Source organism: Streptomyces sp. NPDC048442 (assembly GCF_040651475.1).
Classification (GTDB): domain Bacteria; phylum Actinomycetota; class Actinomycetes; order Streptomycetales; family Streptomycetaceae; genus Streptomyces.
On sequence record NZ_JBEZKB010000003.1, the window covers coordinates 196,128 to 208,122 of the forward strand.

Consider the following 11,995-nt stretch of genomic DNA (forward strand, 5'->3'; position numbering starts at 1 on the left):
CGGCCTCAGTGGTTACGTCAGACGAGCGAAGCGCTCAGTGTGATCTTCGTACCCGAAAGCGCCTGGCTGACCGGGCAGTTGGCCTTCGCGTCCTCGGCGGCCTTCACGAAACCGGCCTCGTCCAGACCCGGCACCTCGCCCTCCACGGTGAGGTGGATGCCGGTGATGCCCTCGCCCGGCTGGAAGGTCACCGCGGCAGCGGTGTTGAGGCGGGTCGGGGTGTGACCCGCACCGGAGAGACCGTGTGAGAGGGCCATCGAGAAGCAGGAGGAGTGCGCGGCGGCGATGAGCTCCTCGGGGCTGGTCTTGCCGTTCGCCTCCTCGGCGCGCGACGGCCAGGACACGGCGTAGCTGCCAACCTTGGAGGAGTCGAGCGAGACGGTGCCCTCGCCCTCCATGAGGCTGCCGGTCCAGACGGTGTGCGCGTTACGGGTGGTGGCCATGGTGAATCCCTTCGGAAGCGGAAAAGGTGACGCCCCCGAACCTACTGCGCCACCAGTCCCTTTGCGTCCCGGGCCAGTGCCGTCAGCCGGGAGATCGCCCGGAAGTACTTCTTCCGGTAGCCGCCGTTCAGCATCTCGTCACTGAAGAGCCGGTCGAACGGCAGCCCGGAGGCGAGCACCGGCACCTCGCGGTCGTACAGCCGGTCCGCGAGGACCACGAGCCGCAGCGCCGTCGACTGGTCGGGCACCGGTGCGACCCCGGTCAGGCAGACCGCGCCGAGATCGTCCGTCAGCGCCCCGTACCGGCTCGGGTGCACCTTCGCGAGGTGGTCGAGCAGCGCGGGGAAGGCGTCCAGGCTGGCGCCCGGGGTCGCGTACGCCGCCTTGGTGACCTGCTCGTCGCTGTACGGAGCCGGCGCTTGTGGAAGTCCTCGGTGCCGGTAGTCCTCACCGTCGATGCGCAGCGGCCGGAAGTGCGCCGAGAGGCCCTGGATCTCGCGCAGGAAGTCGGCGGCCGCGAACCGGCCCTCGCCGAGCTTGCCGGGCAGCGTGTTGGAGGTCGCGGCCAGTGCCACGCCGGCCTCGACCAGCCTCCTGAGCAGCGAGGACACCAGCACCGTGTCGCCCGGGTCGTCCAGTTCGAACTCGTCGATGCAGAGCAGCCGGTGCCCGCTCAGGGTCGCCACGGTCTGCTGGAAGCCGAGCGCGCCGACCAGATTGGTCAGCTCCACGAACGTGCCGAAGGCCTTCAGCGACGGCTCGGCGGGCGTCGCGTGCCAGAGGGAGGCCAGCAGGTGCGTCTTGCCGACGCCGTACCCGCCGTCGAGGTACACCCCGCGCGGCCCGGCCGGCTTCGCCGCGGGCTTCTTCGCGAACCAGCGCCGCTTCCCGCTCTCCGGCGCCGCCCCGAGCCCCGCCGCGAAACCGCTCAGCACGGTGACCGCCTCGGTCTGGCTGGGCTGCTTCGGGTCGGGTACGTACGTGTCGAAACGCACGGAGTCGAACCGCGGCGGCGGCACCATCTCGGCCACGAGCCGGTCGGCGGGGACGCGGGGCTCGCGGGCGCACAGGGAGAGGGGGGCCGCGTCGGCTATGGGGCTGGAGCCCGGGGACGCGGACGACGACTTCGGCGGAGAGGACTGTGAGGACGACACAACGGCCCACTCTAAGCGCCGTGCCAGACTGCCCCCCATGCGACGCCTGTTCCCTGTGACCGACGAAACACCGCACGCAGTGACCGACGGATCACTGCACGTAGCACCGCACGCGGCACCGCGCCCAGCACCGCACGCGGCCATGCATGCGACACCGCACGAAGCTCCGGACGCGCCCGCGCGCGCCCCCGGCACGGAGCTCGGCGCAGAGCGCGGCCCGGAGCCCGGCGGGGAGGGGAACGGGGAGTGGAGCCTGGACGCGCTGGCCGACGCCTACGCGTACCCCCCGGACCGGGAGGTGTGGCTGCGCGCCAACATGGTCTCCTCGCTGGACGGCGCGGCCCAGCACGACGGCCGCTCCCATCCGATCTCCTCCGACACCGACATGCGGATCTTCGGCACCCTGCGCGGACTCGCCGACGTGATCGTGGTGGGCGCGGAAACCGTCCGGCTGGAGGGCTACCGGCCCGCCCGCGCCCGCGAGGCCTTCGCGGCGCGCCGGCAGGCGGCCGGGCAGGGCCCTGCCCCCGCGATCGCGGTCGTCAGCGCGAGCCTCGATCTGGACTTCTCGCTTCCGCTCTTCGTCTCCCCGCCCGTACCGACCCTGGTGCTGACTGGCGCGACGGCCCCCCTGGACCGCATCCGCGCGGCCCGCGAGGCCGGGGCCGAGGTGCTGATCGCCGGGGACGGCGGCCGGGTGGAGCCCGCGAAGGCGGTACGGGCCCTTGCCGAGCGCGGCCTGAAGAGGCAGCTCACCGAGGGCGGGCCGCGGCTGCTGGCCCAGTTCATCGCGGACGGCGTACTGGACGAGCTGTGCCTGACGGTGTCCCCGATGCTCACGGCGGGCCGCGCCCAGCGGATCGTGGACGGACCGGGGCTTGAGGTTCCGGATCGCTTCGTACTGGCGTCGATTCTGGAGGAGGCCGGGTTCCTATACACCCAGTACCGTCGGAATTCAGGCAAAAATTGATCATTGGTCTAGGGTCGGCAAATAGCGGAATTCACCGTTCCGGTTAGCTCTCGGTGGGCACACTTACTTCGCAGTCCCCGTGCGGGCACGGGGAAGGATGGTTTCCGCAAGGTTTCGCAGCGGCCCGTGCGCACAGGCGTACGGGCCAGAGAAGAAGAAAGGGCGCCCGACGTGTTCACGAGCGTATTGATGATCGAGAAGCCCCTCACTGCGGCCGACGTGGAGTTCGTGACGACCCTGCACGGGGACGAGGCCGTCTCGTTCGTGGTCCTGATGCAGCCACGCGGCGATCAGGCCGACGTACTGCTGAGAGCCATCGACGACGTCGCACTGGGCGAACTGGACGAGGCGGTCCGCGAGGGCGGCGAACCCGAGGGCGCGGACGCCAGGCCCCTCGCCGACCAGGCCCTGGCGGTGTCCCTCACGGCGCTGCGCCAGGCCGGCAGCGAAGCGGTGGGCCAGGTGGTGGAGGACCACCCGCTGGACGTGCTGAAGTCGGTGGTCGACGAGACCGGTGCGGACGAGGTGATCGTCCTGACGGCGCCGCACTACGTGGAGGAGTTCTTCCACCGCGACTGGGCCTCGCGGGCCCGCCACAAGGTCGGCGTACCGGTGCTCAAACTCTTCTCGCACAGCGAATAGGCTGGGGCCCTTCAGGACCCCCATCACCCGCACCACATGGGAGACACACGCATGGCACCCGGTATCCCCACCGCCCTGGACCGACCGCACTTCATCGGCATCGGCGGCGCCGGAATGTCGGGCATCGCCAAGATCCTCGCCCAGCGCGGAGCGAAGGTCGCGGGCAGCGACGCCAAGGAGTCCGCCACGGCCGAGGCCCTGCGCGCACTGGGCGCCACGGTCCACATCGGGCACGCCGCGGGGAACCTGGCGGACGACGCCACGAGCGTCGTGGTGTCGTCCGCGATCCGCGCCGACAATCCCGAGCTGGTCCGCGCCGCCGAACTGGACATCCCGGTGGTCCACCGCTCCGACGCGCTGGCCTCCCTGATGGACGGGCTGCGCTCGATCGCGGTCGCGGGCACCCACGGCAAGACCACGACGACCTCCATGCTCGCCGTCGCCCTCACCGAACTCGCCCTCGACCCCTCGTACGCCATCGGCGGCGACCTGGCGGGCCCCGGCACCAACGCCACGCACGGCGAGGGCGACATCTTCGTCGCCGAGGCGGACGAGAGCGACCGCAGCTTCCAGAAGTACGACCCCCAGGTCGCGATCGTCCTCAACGTCGAGCTGGACCACCACGCCAACTACGCCTCGATGGACGAGATCTACGACTCCTTCGAGACCTTCGTCGGCAAGGTCGTCCCCGGCGGCACGCTCGTCGTCAACGCCGACCAGCCGGGCGCCGTCGAGCTGACCTCCCGCCTCCGCGACCTGTCGATGCTCAACATCGTCACGTACGGCGACTCCGCCCAGGCGGACGTACGGGTCCACAAGATCACCCCGCGCGGCCTGACCAGCGAGGTGACCGTCCTCCTGAACGGCAAGTTCCTCACCTTCACGGTCTCGGTCCCCGGCGCCCACTACGCGCACAACGCCGTCGCCGCCCTCGCGGCGGGCGTCGCCCTCGGCCTCCCGGCCCACAACCTGGCCTCCGCCCTGGGCGCCTACACGGGCGTCAAGCGCCGCCTCCAGCTCAAGGGCGAGGAGCAGGGCGTCCAGGTCATCGACTCGTACGCGCACCACCCCACCGAGATGACCGCCGACCTGGAAGCGATGCGCGGCGCGACCGCCTCCGAGGCCTCCGCATCCCGCCTCCTGGTCGTCTTCCAGCCCCACCTCTTCTCCCGCACCCAGGAACTCGGCAAGGAGATGGGCGAGGCCCTCGCGCTCGCGGACGCCTCGGTGGTCCTCGACATCTACCCGGCCCGCGAGGACCCGATCCCCGGCATCACGAGCACCGTGATCGTCGACGCGGCGAAGGCGGCGGGCGCGGACGTGACGGCCGTCTCCGACAAGTCGGCGATCCCCGACGTGATCGCGGGAATGTCCCGCCCCGGCGACCTGGTTCTCACCATGGGCGCCGGCGACGTGACGGACCTGGGCCCGGAGATCCTGGCGCGACTCGCGCAGAAGTAGGGACGCGACTCGCGCAGAAGTTCGCGCAGCAGCAAGAAGGGGACGCACACCATGTCGTACGACATCGAGAAGCCCGACGAACAGTGGCGCGCGGAACTGACGCCCGCCGAGTACGCCGTCCTGCGCCAGGCCGGCACGGAACCCGCGTTCGTCGGTGAGTACACCGACACCAAGACGACCGGCGTCTACTCCTGCCGTGCCTGCGACGCCGAACTGTTCCGCTCGGACACCAAGTTCGAGTCGCACTGCGGCTGGCCGTCCTTCTACGACCCCAAGGACACCGACGCCGTCGAGCTGATCGAGGACACCTCGCACGGCATGCGCCGCGTCGAGGTCCGCTGCGCGAAGTGCGGCTCGCACCTGGGCCACGTCTTCGAGGGCGAGGGGTACCCGACGCCGACGGACCAGCGGTACTGCATCAACTCGATCTCGCTGCGGCTGACGCCGGAAGGCGACGGCAGCTGAGTCCGGCTGTCGTGCTCAGCCCCGCGGGAGCGAGTTGTCGGTGCGGGGGAGCAGCAGCGTGACCACGGGGGCGAGCAGCACCCAGGCCCCCGTGCCGCTCAGGATGGCCAGGAGGGCCGGAACGCCTTGGCCCGCGGCCAGCAGGCCGGCCAGTACGACCCCGTTGAGGAGGCCGGTCGCCGAGCCCATCGCGGTCTGCCACTTCGGCCGGGGGAGTACTGCCTGGACCAGGCGGCACACCCCCAGGCCGACGCCGTAGAGCGCCGGGCCGCCCGCGATGCTGAACAGCAGGGCGGTCCACCACGGGGACGGGGGCCAGACGATCAGGAACACGACGGCGCAGACCACGCAGAACAGTGCCATGCCGAGGAGGACGGCGTCCGCGCCGTAGGGATCGTCGTCGGGCGGACGCTTTGATTCTCCGATGCGGGCCCGGTCCGCCGGGGTCCCCATGGCGGAGACGAAGAAGACGGCGCAGAGGGACACCACGCACACCACCACGGTCCAGAGCACGGGCCAGCCGGTCAGCAGGGCGAACTGGGCGTAGAGCAGGCAGGCGGTGAGCAGCCCGTTCCAGAACGGCATCCCGACCCCCGGGACGGGTCCGGCGGGCGTGGCAGGGGACGGGGCAGCGGGCTGTGGTGCCGGGGCCTCTTGGAGGGTGCGGGGCGGGGGTGTTTCCCGGTGTGGTGAGCGGGGGCTCTCCGCCGTGGCGGACCGCGCGAAGTCCGCGGCGGCGGACGAGGCGCTGTCCAGCACGGCCAGTACGCCGAGCAGGGCCGTGGACACCTCCTCGGCGGTGGCCGGGCGCTGCCGGGGATCCTTGTGCAGCAGCCGCAGGACCAGCCGGTCCAGCTCCACCGGAACCTCGGTGCGCAGTGAACTCGCCGGCTTTGGCTCGCGGTTGAGGTGCTGGGCGAGTACGGACCAGCCCGCCCCGTCGAAGGGCGGGCGGCCGCAGAGGAGCACGTGCAGGAGGCAGCCCAGTGAGTACAGGTCGCTGCGTCCGTCGATGTCCTGCTCGCCGCGGGCCTGTTCCGGGGACATGAACGCCGGGGTGCCGACCGTCGCGCCGGTGCCGGTGAGTCCGGGGCCGGACGCCTCGATGAGCCGGGCGATCCCGAAGTCGCAGATCTTCAGGTCGGTCTCGTCCTCGCCGTACACCATGATGTTCGCGGGCTTGATGTCCCGGTGCACCACGCCGGCGCGGTGCGCGACGCCGAGTCCGGCGCAGATTTGCAGCCCCCAGAGCACCACGGCCCGGATGCTCAGTTCCTCCGTGGAGGGGAACGCCTCCATGGGGCGGCCCACGATGAGCTCCATGACCAGAAACAGGACGGGGCGGCCGTCGACCTCGGCCTCGCCGTGGTCGTGGACCGTCACGATGAAAGGACTCGTCAGGCGGGCGGTGGCTCGGGCCTCCTGACGGAAGCGGGCCACCAGCAGGGGGTCGGCGAGGTAGCTTCGGGCGATGACCTTGACCGCGACCTCCCGGTCGAGCCGGGCGTCGACGGCCCGCCACACCTCGCCCATCCCGCCGGCCCCCAGCAGCTCCACCAGTCGGTAGCGGCCTTCCAGCACCTCGCCACGCACCGTGTACCCCCGTCCTCTCCGGTCGCTCCGCGGGAGGCGTCCAGGGCGCGGTGGCGTCCTTTCCGTTTCCCCCGAAGCGGAAGCCTACGTAATCGCGGGCGCCGAGAGTGCCTTGTCGATGAGGTGGGGCTACGGCCTGCCTGGGGAGCAGGACCCCGACCGGGACGGTGGCCTACGGCGAATCCTGATCCCGCTCGGCCATCCTCCGGATGACGCCGGGCGGGATCGCCGTGTTCCGGGCGGCGTCCTCGGCGGTGTGGTGGTCGCGGAGCAGCGTGACCAGGACGCGGGCGGGGAGGCGGGGGCAGCGGGCGGCGGCCCGGCGGACGGAGGCGTCGGGGTCGTCGAGGAGACGGACCGCGCCCAGGCGGCTCAGGCGTGAGTCGCCGGCGGCGCGGTAGCGGACCTCGCGGTGCGGGTCGAGGGTGAAGCGTTCGACGAGTTCAGGGGTGGAGTCCGGGTCGTCCAGGGCGAGTTGGCGCAGCCGGGGGTTGGGGTTGTCGGCGTATCGCAGGAGGTCGGTGCGGGGGAAGTGGGGGTGGGTGCGGGGGCGGCCGGGGGAGGAGAGGCTGCCGTTCCACCAGTGCCAGACCTGGATCAGCATCCAGGCCGGGGCGTCGTCGCAGGACTCGGCGAGGAAGAGGTGGACGACGCGGTCCTCGTCGTGGGCGAGCCGGTCGACGACGTCCGGCGGGAGGTGGCGGGCGCGGGCGACGGAGCGGCGGATCAGGGGGTGGGGGGAGGCGGCGAGACGCCGCATGGCTTCGGGGTCGTCGTGGAGGGCGTGGACCCAGGGGAGGGTGGAGTGGTGGAGCGAGGGGTCGAAGTCGTAGGAGATGGAGCCCCGTTGGGCTTCGGTGAGGTCCGGGCGGAGCGCGATGGAGCTCCGGACGGAGGGATCGGGGTCCACGGCCAGGACGGCGATCAGGGCCGGGGGCAGGTGAGGGTTGTCGGCGAGGGCGCGGCGCAGAAGAGCGGCGTCCGGGTGCCGGGACAGATGGTCGGCCAGTTCCGGTTCCAGTACGGATTCGGTGACGACGTGGGTGGGGTCGCCGAGATCGCCGCTCTCGAAGACGGCGAGCGTGACCGGGTGTTCGCGGTGGTGCAGTCGGCGGGCGGTCGCGCGGACGCCGGGCGTGGGGTCGGCGAGGAGCGCACGGCGCTCGTCGGCGTCGAGGTCCGGCCAGGCGGCGGCGCACGCGGACTGCCGGACCCGGGGCTCGGGGTCGGCGAGGAGGGTGCGGGCCACGGCGGCCGGCAGGCCGGTCAGTGCGGCGGTCTCGGCGCGGATGCGCGGGACGGGATCGGCGGCGAGGCGCTCGTACGCGGCGGGGGTGAACGACGCGCGGTAGTCGACGGCGATGGTGACCACGGCCCAGCGGTGGCGATCGTCCTCCTCGGCGAGGACGAGACGGCTCCACTGGTCGGGCGTCAGCTGGTTGCAGCCGGTGTCCACGACGGCGCCGCGCACCTTCCAGTCCGGGTGGCCGATCAGCTGGTCGATCAGGTCGGCGGGCAGCTCGCGGCCGTAGAACCGCCGGGAGCGCACCAGGAGTTCGAGCCGGATGTCGTCGGGCAGGGAGGGGTGGGAGAGGAGCCCGACCGCCCACTGCTCGCGTGTCTGCGATGGAATCCGGAGCCTGCCGAACAGCCCGTCCCAGGCCGCTTCCCGCTCCTCCTCGCTCTCCTCCCGCGCCAGTTCCAGGGCGCGTTGTTCCTGGTGTGCGGGGACGTCGTCGACCACGATCAGCCAGATCTCGTACTCCTCGGTGGTCACGCCGATCAGCGTCCTCCCGTCCGGCGAGAGCGTCATGAACTCCGGGCAGCGGGGCTGACTGCGCAGGACGTCCGCGAGCCGCCATTCCTCCCCGAGCCTGACCCGGAACCAGCCGCCTTCCCCCAGCGTGACCAGGAAACCCCCGTCTGCGTCGAACAGCCCGTGCGCGGTGGCCAGTTGGAGCCATTGTGCGTCGGTGGCGGCGAACGGATCGGCGGCGTCCAGCCGTACGACAGAGGTCGGTACGGCGTCCATTGCCGCGATCGGCCGCAGCGCCGCACGGATGGGGAGCGCATTCTGGCCTGCGCCCCAGCCGCCCGCGTACTCCAGCCCCGCGTCGGCGAGTATCGCGTCGGCCCTCTCCCGTGGAGTGCTCATGCCGCCGCACCCTGCCCCTGGTCGAGGTCGAGGAGCAGCGGGGCGGGCCGGGGCGGCGTGGTGTCCATGGCCGGGATCCTGGCACAGTGCCACGATGCTGCGGTCAGTGGCTCTGCGGGTCCGCGGGTCTGCGGTCTGCGGGTCTGCGGGTCTGCGGGTCTGCGGTCAGTTGTGCGGTGTTCACCAGCCGATCCCGGCGGTGTTCACCAGCTGATGCCGGCCGCCACCGGCAGGTGGTCGCTGCCGGTCGCCGGCAGTACCCACGAGCTCGCCGGCTGCACGCCCCTGACCAGGATCTGGTCGATCCGTGCCACAGGGAAGGACGTCGGCCAGCTGAAGCCGAAGCCGTTCCCGGCCGCGTCCTGCGCCGAGTGCAGCTGCGAGGTGAGGCCGTTGAGCGCGCGGTCGTCCGTGGTGCCGTTCATGTCGCCGAGCACCACCACCCGCTCGACCCGCTCGACGGCGACGGCCTTGGCGAGTGCGACCGCGCCGAAGTCGCGCGAGTCCGTCCAGAAGCCGTTCCTGGGAAACACCCGCACGGATCCCAGGTGCACCACGTACACCGCCAGCGGCCCCCGCTTCGTGGCCACCGTGGTGCGCAGCGCCCGGGGCGTTTCCTCGGATTCGTCGGCCGGCCGGGTCTTTGCCAGCGGCCCGACATTGCCCCGTACGACGTTGACCGGCCGGGTGCCCGACAGCGGCAGCTTGCTCCACAGCCCGACGGTGCCCTTCAGCGTGCGGTACGGGTAGGCCTTCGCCAGCTCCTTCTCGTACGTGGCCGTGGCCTGCGGGGTCAACTCCTCCAGCGCCAGCAGGTCCGCCCCTGAGGCGGCCAGGTCGCGCGCGGTGCCGGCCGGATCAGGGTTGTCGGCGCCGACGTTGTGGCTGACCACGGTGAGGTCGCCGCCCGGCCGGGACTTGTCGAGGAGCAGTCCGCCGAAGAGGCTCAGCCACACCACGGCCGGCAGCAGCAGCGCGACCACCGCCGTGGCGGAGCGGCGCCACAGCGCCGCGGCGAGCAGCACCGGGACGAACAGACCGAACCACGGCAGGAACGTCTCCACCAGGCTGCCGAGGCCACCTCTGTCCGTGATCTCCGCGTGCAGCAGCATGAGCAGGCCGAGCAACAGTGCCGGCGCCGCGAGCACCCGGCCGCGCTTCCAGGGCCCCGGCCGGGAGAGGGCGCGGACCGCCCGAAGGACACGCGTGGGCCGGACACCCGAGCCGGCGCCCCCGGGGCCGGCGCCGCCCTGCCCGGTCTCCCCGGTGTCCTGCCCGGTCTCCCCGGTTTCCTGGGTCTCGGCGTGCTCCTCGGCGATCTGTACATGCATGGTCAGAGGCTAGGAGTCGGCACATATCGTCGACGTATCAAGGACCGCATACGACGGCATACGGGGATCGCTCAGCCCGGTGCTTCCAGCGCCAGCGCCGCGAACGTGGCCAGCCAGTGGTCCGTGGTGAAGTCTCCGGAGTCGGTGTGCGGGAGCGCCGCCGTCAGGTGGGCTTCCGCGGCTGTACGGAGGAGGGGCGCGCGGGGATCGGCCAAGGGCAGCGCGGCGGCGATGTTCCGCAGGGCGTACGCGCGGCTGAGCGAGAGCCCGATGAGGTGGCCGATCTGGGGGTCGGCCGGGTCCGCGACGACGGGTGGGGTGAGCAGGCGTGGGGAGCCGCTGCCCAGCGCGGGGAGGAAGTGGTCGAGCCAGGTGGCGAAGGCGTCGCCAGGCATGATCCGCCGTACCGCGTCGGCCTCCACGAGTGCGGGCGAGAGGAAGTCCTGGCCCGAGGGCTCCCAGTGGACCGGGGCGTCGTGGTCGTCCGCGAACCAGCGGGTGAGGGTGTCGCGCACCAGGGCGGCAAGGTCGGGGCGACCGCTCTCCAGCATCAGCCCGAGGGCGAAGGCGCTGTTGGCGTGCGTTCCGTGGCGTACCGGGTACGTGGCCTTCGGGAGCCAGTCGCGTACGAGAGCGGCGACGGCTTGCGTGGCGGGTACGAGGGCCTCGGCCCAGCGTGTGCCGGCCGGCCCCAGGGCGCGGCACTCCGCTTCGAGGAGCAGGAGCCAGGTCCAGCCGTAGGGGCGCTCGAAGGTGGGGTGGGCGGTCAAGTAGGCGGATTCGGCGGTCAGATGAGTGGGCGTCAGGTTCTTGTCCAGTACGGCGGTGACCGCTTCGGCGTCGATCTCGGCGGCGTACCGGCGCAGCAGTCGTACGAGCAGCCAGTGCATGTGCACCGACGAGTGCCAGTCGTACGCCCCGTAGAACGCGGGGTGTTGCTCGCGCGGGGCGTGCAGGTCGTCCGGTCCCGCGATCAGGTGCATCGGGGCATAGGGGTAGGGGCGGGTGACGTTGGCCGTCGCCACTTCGGCGAAGGTGCGGGCGTGGGGGGAGAGGGGCCCTGTGCTTCCCGTACGCCTCGTATCGCTCGTACTCAATGCGTTGCTCCTTCCGCGACGCGCAGGTCCTGCTCCGTCGTCAGCGCGGCCGTGATGATCGCGCGCAGGCCGTCCGCCATCGAGGGGACGGGGAGGGAGGGCAGTGCACGGGCCGTGACCTGTTCCGGGGCGTACGGGACGTGCACGAAACCGCCGCGCAGGGAAGGGAGTTCGGTGGCGGCGAGGTGGGCCAGGCCGTAGAAGACGTGGTTGCAGACGAAGGTTCCGGCGGTCTGGGAGACCGAGGCGGGCAGGCCCGCCTCGCGGACCGCGGCGACGCACGCTTTGACGGGGAGCGGGGCGAAGTACGCGGCGGGTCCTTCGGGTGCGATCGGCTCGTCGATGGGCTGGTTTCCCGCGTTGTCGGGGATGCGTGCGTCGTCGACGTTGACGGCGACGCGCTCCACGGTCAGGTCGGGGCGGCCTCCCGCCTGGCCGACGCACAGGACCAGGTCTGGGGTGAACTCGGCGACGGCGGCGCGGAGTTCGTCGTTGGCGCGGCCGAAGACGCAGCTGAGTTGTACGGCGTGGAGTTCGACGCCCTCGGGCGGGGCGTCCCGTACCAGGGAGACCGCCTGCCAGGACGGGTTGACGTCCTCGCCGCCGAAGGGCTCGAAGCCGGTGAGCAGGACGCGGGGGAGGGGGAGGGCGTGGGAGAGGGGAGACATGGTGGGTCCTTACGGG

At 71.8% G+C, this 11,995-nt stretch carries 11 protein-coding genes; 4 read left to right on the forward strand and 7 right to left on the reverse strand.

The window, feature by feature from the left end:
* Positions 1-17: 17 nt before the first annotated feature.
* Together AB0D18_RS06820 and zapE are read right to left on the reverse strand one after the other, a co-directional pair.
* Entirely contained in the window at positions 18-443 is a 426-nt protein-coding gene (locus AB0D18_RS06820; protein ID WP_362413691.1) for an OsmC family protein, read from the reverse strand.
* 41 nt (positions 444-484) lie between these two features.
* Positions 485-1,636, reverse strand: coding sequence for a cell division protein ZapE (gene zapE / locus AB0D18_RS06825; RefSeq protein ID WP_362413693.1), 1,152 nt, complete (start codon positions 1,634-1,636; stop codon positions 485-487).
* 103 nt (positions 1,637-1,739) lie between these two features.
* Here zapE and AB0D18_RS06830 point away from each other — a divergent pair, with 103 nt between their 5' ends.
* The 4 genes from AB0D18_RS06830 (at position 1,740) to msrB (ending at position 5,135) form a co-directional block, all read left to right on the forward strand.
* A complete protein-coding gene (locus AB0D18_RS06830) occupies positions 1,740-2,567 on the forward strand; it encodes a pyrimidine reductase family protein (RefSeq protein WP_362413695.1) in 828 nt (275 codons plus the stop codon).
* A gap of 171 nt (positions 2,568-2,738) precedes the next feature.
* Positions 2,739-3,209 (forward strand): indole-3-glycerol phosphate synthase, encoded by a 471-nt coding sequence (locus AB0D18_RS06835; RefSeq protein WP_362413697.1) that lies wholly within the window; start codon positions 2,739-2,741, stop codon positions 3,207-3,209.
* A gap of 51 nt (positions 3,210-3,260) precedes the next feature.
* On the forward strand, positions 3,261-4,670 hold the full coding sequence (murC, locus tag AB0D18_RS06840) for a UDP-N-acetylmuramate--L-alanine ligase (protein ID WP_362413699.1): 1,410 nt from the start codon (positions 3,261-3,263) through the stop codon (positions 4,668-4,670).
* Positions 4,671-4,721: 51 nt separating this feature from the next.
* Positions 4,722-5,135, forward strand: a complete 414-nt coding sequence (msrB, locus tag AB0D18_RS06845) for a peptide-methionine (R)-S-oxide reductase MsrB (protein ID WP_362413701.1) — start codon at positions 4,722-4,724, stop codon at positions 5,133-5,135.
* Positions 5,136-5,150: 15 nt separating this feature from the next.
* Here msrB and AB0D18_RS06850 read toward each other — a convergent pair whose 3' ends face one another.
* The 5 genes from AB0D18_RS06850 to pcp all read right to left on the reverse strand — a co-directional run bounded on the left by AB0D18_RS06850 (position 5,151) and on the right by pcp (position 11,979).
* A complete protein-coding gene (locus AB0D18_RS06850) occupies positions 5,151-6,728 on the reverse strand; it encodes a serine/threonine-protein kinase (protein WP_362413703.1) in 1,578 nt (525 codons plus the stop codon).
* A 172-nt stretch (positions 6,729-6,900) separates the two neighbouring features.
* Positions 6,901-8,883 carry a PE-PGRS family protein gene (locus AB0D18_RS06855; RefSeq protein WP_362413705.1) on the reverse strand — a complete coding sequence of 661 codons (1,983 nt, stop codon included), beginning with the start codon at positions 8,881-8,883 and terminating at the stop codon, positions 6,901-6,903.
* A gap of 203 nt (positions 8,884-9,086) precedes the next feature.
* Positions 9,087-10,214 carry an endonuclease/exonuclease/phosphatase family protein gene (locus AB0D18_RS06860; protein ID WP_362413706.1) on the reverse strand — a complete coding sequence of 376 codons (1,128 nt, stop codon included), beginning with the start codon at positions 10,212-10,214 and terminating at the stop codon, positions 9,087-9,089.
* Between the two features lie 71 nt (positions 10,215-10,285).
* Positions 10,286-11,311: a DUF2891 domain-containing protein gene (locus AB0D18_RS06865; protein WP_362413708.1), complete on the reverse strand. Its 1,026-nt coding sequence runs from the start codon at positions 11,309-11,311 to the stop codon at positions 10,286-10,288.
* On the reverse strand, positions 11,308-11,979 hold the full coding sequence (gene pcp, locus AB0D18_RS06870) for a pyroglutamyl-peptidase I (protein WP_362413710.1): 672 nt from the start codon (positions 11,977-11,979) through the stop codon (positions 11,308-11,310). The genes AB0D18_RS06865 and pcp overlap by 4 nt, the downstream gene beginning before the upstream one ends.
* Positions 11,980-11,995 lie beyond the last annotated feature (16 nt).

Coding starts and splice junctions, on each gene's coding strand:
- AB0D18_RS06830 (WP_362413695.1), top strand. CDS start 1,740: ATGCATGCGACACCGCACGAAGCTCCGGACGCGCCCGCGCGCGCCCCC.
- murC (WP_362413699.1), top strand. CDS start 3,261: ATGGCACCCGGTATCCCCACCGCCCTGGACCGACCGCACTTCATCGGC.
- AB0D18_RS06860 (WP_362413706.1), bottom strand. CDS start 10,214: ATGCATGTACAGATCGCCGAGGAGCACGCCGAGACCCAGGAAACCGGG.
- AB0D18_RS06855 (WP_362413705.1), bottom strand. CDS start 8,883: ATGAGCACTCCACGGGAGAGGGCCGACGCGATACTCGCCGACGCGGGG.
- msrB (WP_362413701.1), top strand. CDS start 4,722: ATGTCGTACGACATCGAGAAGCCCGACGAACAGTGGCGCGCGGAACTG.
- zapE (WP_362413693.1), bottom strand. CDS start 1,636: ATGGGGGGCAGTCTGGCACGGCGCTTAGAGTGGGCCGTTGTGTCGTCC.
- pcp (WP_362413710.1), bottom strand. CDS start 11,979: ATGTCTCCCCTCTCCCACGCCCTCCCCCTCCCCCGCGTCCTGCTCACC.
- AB0D18_RS06820 (WP_362413691.1), bottom strand. CDS start 443: ATGGCCACCACCCGTAACGCGCACACCGTCTGGACCGGCAGCCTCATG.